Below are 16,445 nucleotides of genomic sequence, written 5' to 3'. Positions count from 1 at the left end.
AGATCAAAGACTGAATTACTTACGTTGCTGATTTTTCAAGTAATCTTGAATACTCATTGGCGAAGAACGCGGTGATGAACTTGGCGCATTATTTACATCAGTTTCAGCATTTTGGCGTTTATTAATTGCAGGAACATCATCTTCATCTACAGATTGTGCAGATTGAGTTGATGTATGGCTTACTGTATTACGCTTTCTCGGTTCTGCATCAGCAGCATTACGAGTCAAACCAGTTGCAATCACAGTTACACGTAATTCATCACGCGCATCTGGATCAAATACTGTACCGTAGAAGATTTCGCCTTCATCAAGGTCAACAATTTGGTTAACCACATCAGTAATGATTTCTGTTTCACGTAACGTGATGTCATCACCACCCGTAATGTTAATTAACACGCCTTTGGCATTAATAATATTTACGTTATCAAGTAATGGACTACGAATTGCCTGTTCAGCAGCTTGACGCGCACGGTCTTCACCACGACCCAAACCAGCACCCATCATTGCGTAACCGCGAGTACTCATTGCAGTTTTCAAATCGGCGAAGTCAAGGTTAATGTGACCGCGATTAACAACAAGATCAAAGATACTGCGTACAGCGTTTAACAATACATCATCTGCCTTTTTATAGGCATCTTTCATTGAAATATCACCATACACGCTTAACAAACGCTGGTTAGGAATAATAATCAATGAATCAACATGTGCTTCTAACGCTTCGATACCGCGTTCAGCTGACTTCTGACGACGACGACCTTCAAAGTTAAATGGAGTCGTTACCACACCAACAGTCAAAATCCCCATTTCTTTAGCAACTTCAGCAACAACCGGAGCTGCACCAGTACCTGTACCACCACCCATACCGGCGGTTACAAACACCATGTCAGTCCCTTCAAGGTGCTGACGAATAATTTCACGACTTTCTTCTGCTGCAACTTGCCCCACTTCTGGGTTAGCACCTGCACCTAGACCACGTGTACTTTGCTCACCTAACTGAATTTTGAAAGGAGCATTCATACAGTCAAGTGCTTGTTTATCTGTATTGGCACAAACGAATTTAACACCCTGAATATCAGACTGTACCATGTGCTGAACGGCATTACCGCCACCACCACCTACACCAAATACAGTGAAACGGGCTTGACCGTTGCCATCGTTTAGTTCATCTTCTATAAATTCAAATGAGGCCATGACCTTTAGGGTTCCTAATACATTATGGCAGTCACTTCAGCCCGTATACTGCCTTGATTTTCAAAAACAACTAATTTTAAGAATGCTGTGCAATACAAACCTTGTCAAGTACAGTGGTTTTCTCTTACAACTTCCTAACAATTCTACCAATAAATCCATACATCCTAAAAAATGGCTTTAAGTTTGCTATTAAACGCATTCCAACCATTTACCATTCGTTCCCATACCGAACGGTCACTACCCTCTTCAGGTTCCTCAACAGCTTCTTGTAATTCGCTTTGGCTAAACATAAGCAAACCAGCTGCTGTCGCATACATTGATCGACGTAACGCAGCTTGATGCTGATCATCAGCATACACCTGTAACGGTGGATTACCTAAATGAGCAGACACACCCAACATACGACGCGCTAAACTTACCATACCCTCAATCTGGCAAGCATCACCTGTCAATACAACACCATGATACAGACCATGGATTGCACCGCTTTGTTCTAGTTCTTCACGAATTTGACCAAAAATCTCTTCGTAACGAGCAATAATAATTTCTGACAACTCAATTCGGCTAATGGTTTGAGGACCATCAATACCCTGTACCTGAATCATATGATCAGGTTTAACAGCACTTAGATCAACGCAGCCGTGTAAAATTTTAATCCGTTCAGCTTCGTCGGTCGTTGTTTGTAACACAGCAGCAATATCACGTGTCACATGTTCGCCACCACGCTGTAATGTACGCGCTAAAGCTAAACGACCATCTAAATAAACTGCTAAATTGGTAATGCCTGCGCCAATATCAACGAGACAAACACCATACTCTTTTTCATCTTTGAGCAAACTTGCTTCAGCGGTTGCCAAGCAAGAAACTACCATTTTTTCAACACCAATGTTCGCACCTTTCATGGCACGATCAAGGTTCTGCATAGTAGCGATTGGCATCATCATGAGTTGATAGTGACCAGTCATGCTATGAGCAGTCATATTAATTGGATTTTGAACCCATTCAGCAGAGTCACCTAACTCAAACCCAAGTGGGACTGCACTCGCTAAATAATAATCAGAGGTCACATGGCTTGCTTTTGCTAACTCCAATGCACGTACAACTTCATTGGTTGTAATCACATGTGCGGGGTTAGCAACAGGCGTGCGTCCAGAAGCATAGAAACTTTGCAGCTCGGTACTTGGAATAGATACCCACGCACTATGAATGCGACATTCAGCCATATTTTCCGCTTCAGAAACGGCGTTCTTAATCGCAGCAATGACTTTATCGAGACTTACAATTTTTCCTTTGTTCATGCCTCGATTGCGAGCAGTTGCCATACCGATAACCTGAATGTTATCCGGTGCATGAATTTTTCCAATCAAAACTGAAACTTTATGCGTCCCAATGTCAATCGCAACAACTGAGGGAACAGCTTCACTCATCACTCATACCATTTCTTTGTTGTCTAATACCAGGCAAATTGCCTATTTTAAAGCCACGTATTATGGCTTTGCTTTTGTACCACCTGCAATGCTTGTGTCATCACTCGTTACAACAAACTGACCATTCACAATTTTAGGTGGAGTTGCATTCTTCCATTGAATAGATAATCCATTACGATATCGCAAATCAATGGCTGAGATTTTCGTCCACACAGGTTTTAGGTCAGATTGTGCCAAGTGACTTAAACGTTGCAATTTATTCATTGTTTGGTCTTGGTCAACAATAATGCGCAAACCAGAATCAAACTGCATAAACCAAGTCATTCGTTCTGTTAGATATAACTCTTTTAAACGCAAATTAACAGGATGGAATAACTGATTAATTTCATTATAGCGTCGCATCATCATTTTAGACTGGCTTACCGGGCCATGTAACAGCGGCAGCTCAGGATGAAGTTTCGGTTCTGCCTCACTAAATACGTCGCCACCATCGCTTAATAAGCGGCCTGTTCCCCAACGGGCAATCGCATGTTTAGGCATGATACGAACACGAATACCATTGGGCCAAGCACGAGATACAACGACTCGGCCTACCCATGAAATTTCTAATGCTTTATCACGAATCTGCTCTAAGTCAGACGTAAAATAATTATCTTTTACAATCGGCTGCACATATTGCATTACTTGCTGAGATTCAACTGGAGTCGTTGAACCCACAACTTCAAGTTTTGCAACAGTTGCATCGGTAATAACCTTATATAGCCCGTAAATTCCGACTGCCAGCACTAAAAAAGCAATAACCAGCAACATCCATCCGCCTGCATTGGCAAGCTTTTGCTTACGCGTAGGCGGTTTTTCATGAATGGATGTAATTGCCGCACGTTTACGGCGCATGGAAGCCGGAAGTTGTGCCATATTTAAGCTGTACCTTCCAATGTTTGCTCAAGAATTGCAACACACAACGCTTCAAAGCTATAACCAACTGCTTTAGCAGCCTTAGGTACAAGCGAATGACTTGTCATACCTGGCACAGTGTTCACTTCTAAAAGCCAGAAAGTACCTTGCTCATCCTGCATTGCATCAATACGACCCCAACCTTCTGCGCCTACTGCTTGGAAAGCACGCAAACTTAAAGCTTGTAATTTTTTCTCGTCTGCATCACTTAAACCACAAGGAATACCATACTCGACATCATTACGTTGATATTTTGCTTCATAGTCATAAAAAGCAACATCTGCAGGTGGTTGCAAACGAATAACAGGTAAAGGCTGACCATTTAAAAATGAAATCGTAAATTCACGACCAGTGATCCATTTTTCTGCCATGACTACTGCATCGTGCTGAGTTGCTTTTTCAATTGCTGCCGCAAAATCTTCTGCTTTCTCAACCTTACTCATGCCTACGCTTGAACCTTCATGCACAGGCTTAATAATGACTGGTAGACCCAATTCCGCAATAACTGAATCGAGGTCAGTTTCTTTGGTAATAATTCGATATGGTGCTGTAGGTAAATCACTACCTTGCCAGATTTGCTTGGTTTTAACTTTATCCATACCAATGGCAGAACCTTGTACACCAGTTCCTGTATATGGAATATTCAACCACTCAAGCACACCTTGGATCTGACCATCTTCACCGCCACGACCATGCAATACAATAAATGCGCGATCATAGTTTACAAGTTCAGTTACACTACGGTCTTGCGGATCAAATGCCTCAGCCTGAACACCTGAACTTAACAAAGCGTCCAAAACTGCCTGACCACTATCTAAAGAAACAGCACGCTCAGCCGATTTTCCACCAAACAACACAGCAACTTTGCCGAATTTTGTAGCATTTGACACGTTTAAATCCTTAACCCGATAATTCAATACTTTTTTGTTTATTTCACATACAAATGGTGCTGTGCAAGTTCTACTGAAATTGCTCCCACGTTACCTGCACCTTGCGTTAATAACAAGTCATTTGGTTGTAACACATTTTGCATGATGTTTTGTAAATTACCGTCAACGGGATCAATCAAAATCGGTTCAACCTGACCACGCAAGCGGATACTACGCGCTAAAGTACGGCTGTCTGCACCAACAATTGGTTTTTCACCAGCAGGGTAAACTTCGAGTAATAATAATTGGTCGACTTGAGATAAAACTTCAATAAAGTCGTCAAAACAATCACGTGTACGAGAATAACGATGAGGTTGGAAAAGCATCACTAAACGACGATCTGGATGGCTCTGACGAGCTGCTTTAATAGTTGCTTCTACTTCTTTAGGATGATGTCCATAGTCATCGACTAATTTTACATTACCCTCACCAAGCTCAAATTCACCTTGCACTTGGAAGCGACGCCCAACACCACTAAAGCCTTTTAATGCACGACTAATCGCTTCGTCTGAAACACCTTCATCAGTTGCAACACCAATTGCAGCCAAAGCATTTAAAACATTATGCATGCCCGGTTGATTGATCGTTAAACGAAGTGGCTCACGTCCTTTACGCAATACCGTAAAATGCGAACGCATGCCATCTTGCTCTACATCAATCGCACGGATGTCATTATCTTCATTAAAACCATACGTAATAACCGGACGGCCTACGCGTGGCAAAATCTCACGAATGTTCGCATCATCACCGCAAACTACCGCTAAACCATAGAACGGTAAATTATGTAGGAACTGCACAAAAGTATCTTTTAACTTATCAAAGCTACCTTCATAGGTATCCATATGGTCAGCATCGATATTGGTTACAATCGCTGCCATTGGCTGTAAATAAAGGAATGAGGCATCTGATTCGTCAGCTTCTGCAACAATAAAACGACTTTCACCAAGCGCTGCATTTACACCAGTACTATTAAGCAAACCACCAATCACATAAGTTGGATCAAGGTTTTCTTCAGCCAACATTGTGGTTAACAAACTTGTTGTTGTGGTTTTACCATGTGTACCTGCTACCGCAATACCATGACGGTAACGCATCAGTTCACCGAGCATTTCTGCACGACGTACAATCGGAGTACGTTGTTCAATTGCAGCTTTAATTTCCGGATTTTCCGGATCAATAGCAGTTGAAACGACAAGCACATTAGCGTTTTTAATATTTTCTGCTTCGTGTCCGATATAGACCTTAATGCCATTTTCTTCTAATTGTTGTGTAGTTTTAGAAGCTTTAATATCTGAACCGGAAATTTTATATCCTTGGTTAGCTAACACCTCAGCAATACCACACATACCTGCTCCGCCAATACCCACAAAATGAATGTGTTTGATACGGCGCATTTCAGGCACTTTAATCAATTTTTTTGCTTGGTTTGCAGCTGTTGTTGGAGACATAGTAAATCCGATTACATTTTTTGAATAAGATCAACCACATGCTGAGTTGCATTTGGTTGGGCATGTTGACGCGCTTTCACTGCCATTTCTGTAAGTAATTGGCGGTTCATCAACGTAGTAAACAATTGATTTAAAACTTCTGGTGTCATGGTCGATTGCTGGCAAATTTTTGCAGCACCGACATCGGCCAGAAATTTGGCATTTGCAGTTTGGTGGTCATCTACCGCGATAGGTAACGGTACAAAAACTGCTGCAACACCAGCGGTTGCAACTTCTGTCACAGTTAAAGCGCCAGCACGGCAAATAATCAGGTCTGCTTCGCTATATGCCTTCGCCATGTCTTCAATAAATGGCAAAACATGTACAGTTAAATTTGCAGGCGCATCTGCGTACAATGCTTGTGTTGCTTCAACTTGTTGCTGACCACACTGATGAAAAATATTCAGTGGAACCTGTAGTTGCTTTAAAGCTGGGGGTAAACGTTCATTGAGTGCTTTGGCACCTAAAGAGCCACCTACAATTAAAATATTTAACGGTTTACCCGCTTGTTCACGCTCATCGTAGCGCCATTTTGGGCTTAAAATATCTGTTATTTCACGGCGCACAGGGTTTCCTGTGGTCACGACTTTGCCACCAGCAGGAAAAGTATTAGGAAATGCTTCGCACACCACTTTAGCTACACGTGATAACTGCGCATTGGTAAAACCGGCAACTGCATTTTGCTCATGAATGAGAACAGGAATACCTAATAAACGAGCAGCCAGACCACCCGGTCCTGCAACATAGCCACCAAAGCCAGCGACTGCGTCAACTTTGAGCTGTTTCATATAACGCATAGCGCTAAAAGTTGCTTTTAAAATTTTAAAAGGCGAGGCGAGTTTACGGATGACTCCGTTTCCGCGCACACCTTGAATATCAATTTGATATATTGGAATATTTTGATCTTTTAATAATCGATTTTCCATACCTGTTGGCGTGGCTAGCCATGAAACCTGACAACCTTGTTGTTGAAGTTGTTTGGCTACGGCGAGGGCTGGAAAAACATGTCCACCAGTACCGGCAGCCATCATCATGACATGTTTAGGTTTGCTTTGCTGTGAATCTGTCACGGTCTAATTCTTCAACTCAAAAAACAATGGAAATTGTCATCTATTTTTGTAGCCGTTTATTTTAATCCTAAAGCTTCATTAACGAAAAGCGAATTTCACTCGTTTATAACAGAAAGATGTGCTTTTTTGAAAATATGCCTACAAAGCGCCAGCGTATTTCATATTGTGGTTTTATTAATTGATAAATTTTTAGGTGATTTCCCAATATTCGCTTAGGAAATCACCCAAAGTAGATGATTAAGCAGGACGACCAGCTTCTAATACGTCAAATAGATCATCGGCAATCGATGTACCAAATTGAGCATCAATTTCGCGGATACAGGTTGGGCTAGTGACATTAATTTCAGTAACATAATTACCAATCACATCTAAACCTACAAAAACCAAACCTTTTTCGCGTAAGAAAGGCCCGATTTTCACTGCAATCTGTTTATCATTTTCAGTAAGTGGTCGTGCTTGACCTAAACCACCTGCAGCCAAGTTACCGCGCACTTCACCATTTTGCGGAATACGGGCTAGACAATAAGGAATAGGCTCACCATTCACCATTAGAATGCGTTTATCCCCTTCTACAATTTCAGGAATATAACGCTGTGCCATAATTGGACGAGTACCTAATTCTGTCAGCATTTCCAAGGTAGAACCAATATTTACACCGTCTTGGTATAAACGGAAAATTCCCATCCCACCCATACCATCAAGTGGCTTAACAATCACATCACCATGTTCTTTAATAAATTCACGAATTAAACTTTGTTGAGACGTTACAAGTGTAGGCACTTGTAGCTCTGGAAACTGCGTAGCAAAAAGTTTTTCATTGCAATCACGCAGTGATTGAGGCTTATTAATAATCCATGAGCCTTCACGCTCAGCTTGCTCAAGCACATAAGTTGTGTAGACAAAATTCATATCAAACGGCGGGTCTTTACGCATGAGTACAACATCGTAAGACGCAATAGATTCTTTTCTCTTTTCGCCAAGCTCATAGTAATGGTTGTAATCTTCAAATACTTCTAAAGGAGAGATTAGACCGTAAGCTTTACCTTGATCGATATATAAATCTTGCTGTAATGCATAACCTAATTCATGTCCGCGACGGCTCGCCGCCCACAACATTGCCATGGTTGAATCCTTTTTCAGATTTACGGTTTCAATCGGATCCATGACGACAAGTACACGCATGCTCAAGCTCTTCTTAAAATTTAAATTAGCATGAGTATAACTGAGATTTTTCACTGGTTTTTCTTAATTTCAGTAAAACCTTATCGGTTATTTCTTTATCTTGAATTCAGATAAATTCAGTTAAACTAAGGTCATAAAATATTATTTTTTAAAGGCTAAAGATGAAACTTTATCGCTATTTAACTGGCCCCGATGACTCTGCTTTTTGCGCAAGAGTGACTAAAGCGCTCAATCATGGCTGGGAATTATATGGAGCACCAACCATGACCTTTAATGGTACTCAAGTGATTGTGGGCCAAGCCATTTGCAAAACGATTGATGAAAATTATGATCCTGAAATGGATATTTTAGATGTACTTAAAAACAATGCTTAACTCTAAGGGTGTTTTTCAATAATGATGCACCGTCCTCAAAATCTCATTTATAAATAAAACTAATACTTACCTTATACTCGCCCTTTAACATAAAAATTATATTTTTAAAATCAATAACTAAAAGCACAGCTCGATAATTCCATAGGCAATAGTTCTTTTATTCTAAATAATTAAATGATTATAATTATCATTTATACTTTTATTTTTGTTAACAGACTTTGTTTTTATGTTAAAAATTTCTATATCTTCTCCCCAAATTAAAAATTCATTTCCGCTTAGCTTACTCAGCTTAATGATCTTGAATATTCAAGGTGTCTACGCAGAGGAATTAGCTGACTCATCATCAAAAGTTGCAGCAGTCATGCCGACTATAAAAATTGAAGCGATGAGTGAACTCGACCCCATCAAAAGTTATATCGACTACGACAAAGCCAATGTCACACGTAATGGTTTAGACAAAAAAGATATTCCCCAAACTATTGATACCATTGATGTTCAAAAATATAAAATTTATGGATCAAATGACTTAAGCGTCATGCTGCAAGGTACACCAGGCGTATCAACCAGTTACGATATGCGTGGTGATGGAATTACCATTCGTGGTTTTGGTGCAGACACAGGTGATATTTACCGTGATGGCATACGTGAAAGCGGACAAGTACGTCGCAGTACAGCCAATATCGAACGTATTGAGATTTTAAAAGGCCCTGCTTCGGTTTTGTATGGTCGTAGTGCTGGCGGCGGGGTTGTGAATATGGTGAGTAAATTCGCCAATTTTGACTCTAAAAGTTCAGTTGGTACATACGCAGGCTCATATGATAACTACGGAACGACGGCTGACATCAACCAAGTACTTAACGAAAATTTAGCAGTACGTTTGACTGGAGAATATGGCGAGTCAGATAGTTTCCGCTCAGGTATTAAAAATAAAATAGAGATGCTCTCTCCAAGCTTTACCTATAAAAATGATGATGGAACACTCACTTGGACCACACAATATACCTATGACAAATTAGGTCGAGTGCCTGACCGCGGACCAACGCGTGACAATCTACCTACAGGTACATCTATCAAAACAGGATTTGCCCAAGATGGCGATTATGTTGATGATATTTTGCAAGTTGTGCGTACCGATGTGAATTATCAATATGCACCTGATTGGAACTTTCATTGGGCAGCAAGTTACCGACAAGCAGAACAGAACTTTGACCACTTTTACTTTGGAACTTATTGTGGCTTAGATGGAAACGACCTAAAAGGTAAAGAATGCAACACTAAAAAAGGCTATATCAATCAAATTTACTACTGGCAACAAACCAGCAATAAGACCACCACCAATACATTTGATATTAAGGGCAAGTTCAAAACAGGCTCGCTTGAACATCAAATCATGATGGGTACAGATTGGACATATGAACAGCGAGAGCCACGCTTAGCAAATGAAGCTAAAAATGGTCCTATTTACGGCTACGTTAATCCATTCACAGGTAAACGTGAATATAGCCGTGGCAATGGCCCATTAAAGATGAGACAGCATAACTATAATGAAGGCACAACTTACGGCGTATTTATTCAAGATTTAATTGGTCTAAATGACCAACTTAAACTGATGATGGGCGTCCGCTACGATTACTTTGACTTTTCAACCACTAATAAATTAACTAATGAACACCGTAATGTAAAAGATGGCAGCTTTAGCCCAAATGTGGGTCTGGTATGGCAACCGCTTCCGGAACATAGCTTTTACACGTCTTACTCTAAAAGCTTTGCACCATTTGGCGGGCAAATGGGTGTTAACCAAGTTACTGGGAGCACCGATGTCACAAAAATGGATAAAGAGCCTCAATATAATGAGCAATATGAAGTTGGAGTAAAAAGTGAATGGTTAGATAACCGTTTAAATACTCAATTTTCTGTCTTTGATATTCGTAAAAATAATATTCGCTATAAACCAAACCCAGACAGTGAGCCAGATGTATGGGCAACTGCGGGGCAGCATCAATCTCGTGGTCTCGAATTTAGCTTTATTGGCCGTGTACTTGATAATGTCTTTATCCGCGGTGGTTATGGTTATACCGATGCAAAAGTAAAAGAAGACAAACAAAATCCTGAACGTGAAGGCAACTATTTAGCCAACACATCTAAGAACACAGGTAATTTATTTGTTCGTTATTTACCAACCGAGCAGTGGTATACCGAAGTGGGCGTGACTTATGTCGGCTCTTATTATCCAAATATTAATAATCAGGTAAAAATGGAAGGCTTTAATCGTGTCGATGCAGCGATTGGCTATACTGCAGCCCCATGGAATGTCACACTTGCGGTAAATAATCTAACTAATAAAGAATATTGGCGTTCGGACAGCATGTCAGGCACACCACGCAATGTGTTATTGCGTTTAAATTATAAGTTCTAAATAAAAATATTAAATTGGCATACCTCTATTTAGAAGTATGCCAATTTCTTTTTAGATACCGTATTTTTCGCGATAAGCTTGCATGTTTGCTAGCGCTTCTTTTTCCTCTTTGGTAATAACCAAAAAAGGGCAAAAGACAAGTTAGGGGTGACATTAGAGTGCAAGAAGTGCGATATAAAAGATTTCGAATAGATCACTTTATATAATAAAAAGTGACAAAACCCCTCAAAAAAGCAGCCGACATATTACAAATTTGGATTTTTGCTGTTCTTTACAATAAAAAATTAAATATTGATTTTAAAATAAATTTAAATAATTTTGTGCAATTTATCATTATACTAAATAGATAAACCCTTTTCTTACATATACAACTTTTTAGATTCTTGATCATTTTTTAATTAGTTGTTTATCAAGATTTTTGCCAATCTTTATTTGCATTTCATTTTACAAGTATCTTTTCATGTATACAAAGGGCCTTTAGCAACTCTATTATAAAAAATCATTTTGGCACAGTATTTGTATATTTATAAATGAATATTCAAAAGAATATTCATTTAACATTAATAAATAGAGGAAGAGTAATCATGGGCCATCTTCGTTGCTTAACATCCGTTCCAGCAAATATTGATAAAGTACTTTCCCAAGGAAAATATTCTAACAATACTGTTAATATTGTAGAAAAAGATACATATCAAGATAAAATCAGCAAGCTTTTAGTTTTACCACAAGATACTAAAATATCGAGTAAAATAAAATAGATAGCTAACATAAACAACCTATCTAATTTAATTAATATTAAATTAGATAGGTCAATATAATTTAATTAATAATAGGGTATCTATCTTGAAAAAAATAAATATAGTTGGTGGTGGTCTCCGTTCAGCAAATCAAATGACACTAGAAGCAATATCAATTATAAGATCCTCTTCATTTGTACTAGTCTGGGGGGGATTGATTGAAGGAATAACTGAGATATTGAATGATATTAATCCTAATTGGAAAGATATATCTTCTTTTTATTTAAATAACGCAGATGATACTGTTAATTATCAGATTTTAAATAAAAAAGTTATAGAAGCTGTTAGAGAATTTGATAACTTAAGTATTATTGTTTATGGACACCCCAAAGTTGGAGTGACTTTTAGCCAGAATATTCAAGAACTTATAAATTTATCAAAAATAGAGGCAGATGTTATTTGCTACCCTGGAATATCTAGCTTCGATACAATGTTAATAGATAAATCATTAGACCCTTTAGAAGAAGGAACATGTCTGGTTGATGCAAATCGTTTAATTTTATATGACTTAAACATGGACACTAGTCTAAATTATTTTATTTATCATGTTTGTTCTATAGGGGTTAGACAAACTGATTTTGTATCTCCGCATGAAACAACTAAATCTTTATATCTTAAAGAAAAGCTTAAAAAACATTATTCATTAGATCATCCACTAGAATTACTATTATCACCAACAAGTAATAATTCCTTATTAAAAATCACTCATGGCACAATTAATGATTTAGAAGAAATTTTAAAAAATGTATCTTTTTCAAGTACTTTATTTATACCAGCAAAGCTACCTAGTATTGATAGAGTAAATGTTGAATTTTATAATGACTTAATAACTTAAGTGGATATTTATGAAAAAAGATTTAGCAGCAATTCATCATAAATGGATGTTAGATGATAAGTATAGAATCAATCAATATAAATTAGCAATAGAAAAAATATGTAAACATAATGATACTATTGTGGATCTAGGATGTGGGACTGGTGTACTTACCCATTTATGTAAAACAAAAAATGTAAAATCAATTATAGGGATAGAATATTTCGAATGGGTTGCAAAACTATTCGAAAAATCTATTCCTGCAAATTTAATATATAAGTATAAAATAGAAAATAAGTCTTCTTTTGAGGTTGATGTAACAAGAGATAATCCAACTATATTGATTACAGAGACAATTGGTCAAATTGGTCCAGAAGAAAATATTGTAGAATCTATTTTTGATTTTTGCCAAAGACATAAAACTATAAATAAAATAATACCTAGTGATTTAGAAATATATATTCAACCTGTATATAGCTATAAAATTGAAGAATTAAAAAAATCTTTTATAAATTCATATTTATCATCAATTAATTATGGAGATAATGAAAAAGAAGTTATAGATTTCTTAGAGAAATCATACAGTGAAATTATCTTAAATGAATCAATAGTAGATTCAATATTAGATGGTGAAAGGATATTAATCTCACATTATAAATTAGGAAAAACATATGATTCTTCCTTTGAAAAAAAAATAGATGTGTCATCATATACAAACTCAAATGCTATACATATCTATTTTAATGCACGGTTAGATGAGGAAATATATTTAAGCTCATATTTGTATGGAAATACACATTGGGGATACTCATATATATATATACCGCATGACTATAATTCACTTCTTATAAGATATGTAGCAGGATCTGGTGAAGTTACTATAGACTGGATTAAATAAGGTATTATACATGGACAAAGTATTTTATTTATTAAAAAATAATAAATGGTTTTTATTTTTATCTATTTCTTTTCTTCTATCTGGAATAGGATCCTCACTAACTCAAGTTCTTGTATTTGGACAATTGATTGAATTAAAAGCAAGTAATTCAGAAATTGCTTTTAATTTCTTTTTTGTAACTATATCAAATATAATTGCTCTACATTTTGGAACTAAGTTAGCTTATAGGTATAGATCATTTAATATTTTTATAGCTTGTGAATTATTATCACTAATAGGCTTATTAATTCCTTTTTATGCAATTGCAAAAAACAGTATATTATTTTTCAATATTACAACCTTAGTACCGAGTATTTGTTCTGGTCTTATATTTGTATCCTACACTTCACTTGTTAAAGATAATTTTTCGGATGAAGACTTTGAACCAATATCAATAATCGAAAGTATTATCTTTTCTGCAGTAACATTGATTGGAACTGGATTAGGATTAATTATATATAGAATTCTACCCCCACTTGAGTTTATTTACTTTGATGGATTATTATCAATAATTGTTTTAATTATTTTTGTATTTATAAAAAATCTACATCCAATACAGAAAATTGAATATAATCTTGAAGAAATTTCAAATTACTCTATTTTAAAATTGAATGGAATAAAATTACAAACATTTATATTACCGTTAATACTTTACTCTGCAACAGCTCCAGCTATGGCCCTAATGCCAACGCTAGGAAAACTTTTTCCAGATTTAAACTTTACATTTGGCCTAACAATTTCAGCAGGAATAGCTTTAATATTTTCTAGAGGAATTGGTCAAGTTCTTGGACCTATAGTTCTTGGTAAGATTGGTATCACAAAAAATTTAAAAAATGAAAAAACTATTATATATATATTATTAATATTTATTGTTTTTTATTCATTTATATTTCTTATTAAGAATATATATATAATTTTATGCCTCATAATTTTTGCTCATATTTTATCTAATATTGTATTTTCTATATCACTATATATGATGTATTCTAATTTTAGCGAGAATGAAATATCATATTTCTCGACAAAATCATATCAAATTGGAAATTTTATTTTGCTTATTAGTAGTTTATTATCTATAGTTTTAGTTAAATATGTTACTCCATATACAGCATATATCACAATCTCAATTGCATCCATGTTAGCGTTATTTTTTGTTAATAATTTAAATAAATTTAAATAAATTTAAATAAACTATTTTTTATATTCTACCCATTTGACAATATGTAAATGCTTTTCATCTTCAGATATATCATCTATAGAAATAAGATTTAGTCTTAGTTCTTCTCTTACAATTTTTACAATATTTTCATAACTCCCCGTCAATAACGGATGCCAATATGGAATTTTTTTATTCTCACTCAACAATTTATAAGCACATGTATCAGGGTATAAGTGTAAAGTAGAGTTTATTATATCTCTAAAATTTTCACATGAAGCTTCTAATTCAAATCTTAATTTATAGTTTTTACATTGATGATTTTCTAAGTTAAGCTGCCTACATGCCAAATCTGTATATATCAGAATATTAATATCACTATAATATTCTTTATAACTGCAACAAAAACCACACTTATCACATAATAGTTCCCACTCATCTCTGGTAAGATCTTCCAATTTATATTTTTCCCAGAATTTATTTCGTATTTCCATAATCCGCTCAAATTTTTTAAATATATAAACAAGCAATTATAATACCAAATTAAATTTTAATAAAAATATCAATTATTAACAATATAATTTCTCATAAATTGAGATATATTTATTTTCTTCTGAGTTTATTCGCTTTATTTAAATAGCTGTTAAGTAATTACTTTTTCAACAATTGAGCGTGGAATTAATATGTTTATGGCATCACATAATTAATATTATTTTAGGAAATGGATATTTTGACAAATGTGCTTCTTTTTTGTTCAAAAAAGCACTAAAACAAATCATATTTTAACTAATTTTGTGCAAAGGTTAGGATTTTCTAGAATAAACTTATTACCTCTTATACGAAATTATTGGATTTTTCTTTTTAATATCAAAATTCTAACTTAAACCATTCCATTATCCCCCCGTAAAAAACAGTTTCTCCCGTGAACTTAACTCTTCACGACTATCATTTAACCAGTGCCATTAGATCAACTGTGTAATTTAATAAAATTATAAAAAAAGGAAGCATTAGCTTCCTTTTTCTACATCTAACTCTTAGATACCGTATTTTTCGCGATAAGCTTGCATATTTGCTAGCGCTTCTTTTTCGCCTTTCGTCTCTAAATAATCCATTAAATCTTTCATGGTAATGAGTGCGTGCACAGGAATTTCTAATTCTTTTTGCACTTCTTGAATTGCAGAAAGTTCACCTTGACCACGTTCTTGACGATCTAATGCCACCAAAACGCCCGCGATAGTTGCACCAGCATTTTTCAAAATCGTTACAACTTCACGAATCGCTGTCCCTGCGGTAATTACGTCATCAATAATCCAGACTTTTTTACCTTCAACCGCAGCACCAACTAATACACCGCCTTCACCATGATCTTTCGCTTCTTTACGGTTAAAGCCCCATGGCACACTCTTATTATGTGTTTGCGATAAAGCAACAGCAGTCGCTGCTACAAATGGAATACCCTTGTATGCTGGTCCAAAAATCACATCAACATTTTCACATTGTGTTAATTTATCGGCATAGCCTTGTGCTAAAAGAGATAAAGCTTCACCATCGTTGAGTAGGCCTGCATTAAAAAAATAAGGACTCACGCGTCCAGATTTTAAAGTAAACTCACCAAATTTAAGCACACCGCGTGATAATGCGAGTTCGATAAATGCTTGCGGGTGAAATGACACAGGCGTTGTCATGAGGTGCTCCAAATTCACAATTGAGG

General features: G+C 36.3%; 15 protein-coding genes. 6 read left to right on the top strand and 9 right to left on the bottom strand.

The genetic code is table 11. The features are described 5' to 3' along the window. Positions 1-15: 15 nt before the first annotated feature. The 7 genes from ftsZ to gshB all read right to left on the bottom strand — a co-directional run bounded on the left by ftsZ (position 16) and on the right by gshB (position 8,240). Positions 16-1,191, bottom strand: coding sequence for a cell division protein FtsZ (gene ftsZ, locus F985_RS20790; protein WP_004704930.1), 1,176 nt, complete (start codon positions 1,189-1,191; stop codon positions 16-18). Between the two features lie 164 nt (positions 1,192-1,355). Next, positions 1,356-2,618: a cell division protein FtsA gene (gene ftsA / locus F985_RS20785; RefSeq protein ID WP_004704928.1), complete on the bottom strand. Its 1,263-nt coding sequence runs from the start codon at positions 2,616-2,618 to the stop codon at positions 1,356-1,358. A gap of 60 nt (positions 2,619-2,678) precedes the next feature. Next, the gene (locus tag F985_RS20780) at positions 2,679-3,533 is read right to left on the bottom strand and encodes a cell division protein FtsQ/DivIB (RefSeq protein ID WP_004704927.1); all 855 of its coding nucleotides are present in this window, start codon (positions 3,531-3,533) and stop codon (positions 2,679-2,681) included. A 2-nt stretch (positions 3,534-3,535) separates the two neighbouring features. Next, positions 3,536-4,462, bottom strand: a complete 927-nt coding sequence (locus F985_RS20775; RefSeq protein ID WP_004704925.1) for a D-alanine--D-alanine ligase — start codon at positions 4,460-4,462, stop codon at positions 3,536-3,538. Between the two features lie 38 nt (positions 4,463-4,500). Next, positions 4,501-5,949 (bottom strand): UDP-N-acetylmuramate--L-alanine ligase, encoded by a 1,449-nt coding sequence (gene murC, locus F985_RS20770; protein WP_004704924.1) that lies wholly within the window; start codon positions 5,947-5,949, stop codon positions 4,501-4,503. Positions 5,950-5,960: 11 nt separating this feature from the next. Further along, on the bottom strand, positions 5,961-7,058 hold the full coding sequence (gene murG, locus F985_RS20765; protein ID WP_004704922.1) for an undecaprenyldiphospho-muramoylpentapeptide beta-N-acetylglucosaminyltransferase: 1,098 nt from the start codon (positions 7,056-7,058) through the stop codon (positions 5,961-5,963). Positions 7,059-7,295: 237 nt separating this feature from the next. Next, positions 7,296-8,240, bottom strand: coding sequence for a glutathione synthase (gene gshB / locus F985_RS20760; RefSeq protein WP_004704921.1), 945 nt, complete (start codon positions 8,238-8,240; stop codon positions 7,296-7,298). 161 nt (positions 8,241-8,401) lie between these two features. Here gshB and F985_RS20755 point away from each other — a divergent pair, with 161 nt between their 5' ends. The 6 genes from F985_RS20755 to F985_RS20735 all read left to right on the top strand — a co-directional run bounded on the left by F985_RS20755 (position 8,402) and on the right by F985_RS20735 (position 14,758). Beyond that, positions 8,402-8,614, top strand: coding sequence for a DUF1737 domain-containing protein (locus F985_RS20755; protein ID WP_004704920.1), 213 nt, complete (start codon positions 8,402-8,404; stop codon positions 8,612-8,614). A 226-nt stretch (positions 8,615-8,840) separates the two neighbouring features. Further along, positions 8,841-11,030 (top strand): TonB-dependent receptor, encoded by a 2,190-nt coding sequence (locus F985_RS20750; RefSeq protein ID WP_004704919.1) that lies wholly within the window; start codon positions 8,841-8,843, stop codon positions 11,028-11,030. Positions 11,031-11,614: 584 nt separating this feature from the next. Further along, positions 11,615-11,788: a hypothetical protein gene (locus tag F985_RS25820; RefSeq protein WP_004704918.1), complete on the top strand. Its 174-nt coding sequence runs from the start codon at positions 11,615-11,617 to the stop codon at positions 11,786-11,788. A gap of 85 nt (positions 11,789-11,873) precedes the next feature. After that, positions 11,874-12,662: an SAM-dependent methyltransferase gene (locus F985_RS20745; RefSeq protein ID WP_004704917.1), complete on the top strand. Its 789-nt coding sequence runs from the start codon at positions 11,874-11,876 to the stop codon at positions 12,660-12,662. A 10-nt stretch (positions 12,663-12,672) separates the two neighbouring features. Further along, a complete protein-coding gene (locus F985_RS20740; protein WP_004704916.1) occupies positions 12,673-13,539 on the top strand; it encodes an SAM-dependent methyltransferase in 867 nt (288 codons plus the stop codon). Positions 13,540-13,549: 10 nt separating this feature from the next. Next, a complete protein-coding gene (locus tag F985_RS20735; protein WP_004704915.1) occupies positions 13,550-14,758 on the top strand; it encodes an MFS transporter in 1,209 nt (402 codons plus the stop codon). Positions 14,759-14,769: 11 nt separating this feature from the next. Here the strand turns inward: F985_RS20735 and F985_RS20730 are convergent, their stop codons facing one another. After that, positions 14,770-15,228 carry a CxxCxxCC domain-containing protein gene (locus tag F985_RS20730; protein WP_004704913.1) on the bottom strand — a complete coding sequence of 153 codons (459 nt, stop codon included), beginning with the start codon at positions 15,226-15,228 and terminating at the stop codon, positions 14,770-14,772. 540 nt (positions 15,229-15,768) lie between these two features. Next, a complete protein-coding gene (pyrE, locus tag F985_RS20725; protein WP_004704912.1) occupies positions 15,769-16,419 on the bottom strand; it encodes an orotate phosphoribosyltransferase in 651 nt (216 codons plus the stop codon). Positions 16,420-16,445: the final 26 nt, after the last annotated feature.

Origin of the sequence: Acinetobacter seifertii, from assembly GCF_000368065.1 — a bacterium.
In the GTDB taxonomy this organism is placed as follows: Bacteria; Pseudomonadota; Gammaproteobacteria; order Pseudomonadales; family Moraxellaceae; genus Acinetobacter; species Acinetobacter seifertii.
This window is presented reverse-complemented; position numbering and strand designations above follow the sequence as displayed.

What these genes read in the sequence shown, in the direction of transcription:
- ftsZ (WP_004704930.1), bottom strand. Translation starts at nt 1,191, where the DNA reads ATGGCCTCATTTGAATTTATAGAAGATGAACTAAACGATGGCAACGGT.
- ftsA (WP_004704928.1), bottom strand. Translation starts at nt 2,618, where the DNA reads ATGAGTGAAGCTGTTCCCTCAGTTGTTGCGATTGACATTGGGACGCAT.
- F985_RS20780 (WP_004704927.1), bottom strand. Translation starts at nt 3,533, where the DNA reads ATGGCACAACTTCCGGCTTCCATGCGCCGTAAACGTGCGGCAATTACA.
- murC (WP_004704924.1), bottom strand. Translation starts at nt 5,949, where the DNA reads ATGTCTCCAACAACAGCTGCAAACCAAGCAAAAAAATTGATTAAAGTG.
- gshB (WP_004704921.1), bottom strand. Translation starts at nt 8,240, where the DNA reads ATGCGTGTACTTGTCGTCATGGATCCGATTGAAACCGTAAATCTGAAA.
- F985_RS20755 (WP_004704920.1), top strand. Translation starts at nt 8,402, where the DNA reads ATGAAACTTTATCGCTATTTAACTGGCCCCGATGACTCTGCTTTTTGC.
- F985_RS20750 (WP_004704919.1), top strand. Translation starts at nt 8,841, where the DNA reads ATGTTAAAAATTTCTATATCTTCTCCCCAAATTAAAAATTCATTTCCG.
- F985_RS25820 (WP_004704918.1), top strand. Translation starts at nt 11,615, where the DNA reads ATGGGCCATCTTCGTTGCTTAACATCCGTTCCAGCAAATATTGATAAA.
- F985_RS20740 (WP_004704916.1), top strand. Translation starts at nt 12,673, where the DNA reads ATGAAAAAAGATTTAGCAGCAATTCATCATAAATGGATGTTAGATGAT.
- F985_RS20735 (WP_004704915.1), top strand. Translation starts at nt 13,550, where the DNA reads ATGGACAAAGTATTTTATTTATTAAAAAATAATAAATGGTTTTTATTT.
- F985_RS20730 (WP_004704913.1), bottom strand. Translation starts at nt 15,228, where the DNA reads ATGGAAATACGAAATAAATTCTGGGAAAAATATAAATTGGAAGATCTT.
- pyrE (WP_004704912.1), bottom strand. Translation starts at nt 16,419, where the DNA reads ATGACAACGCCTGTGTCATTTCACCCGCAAGCATTTATCGAACTCGCA.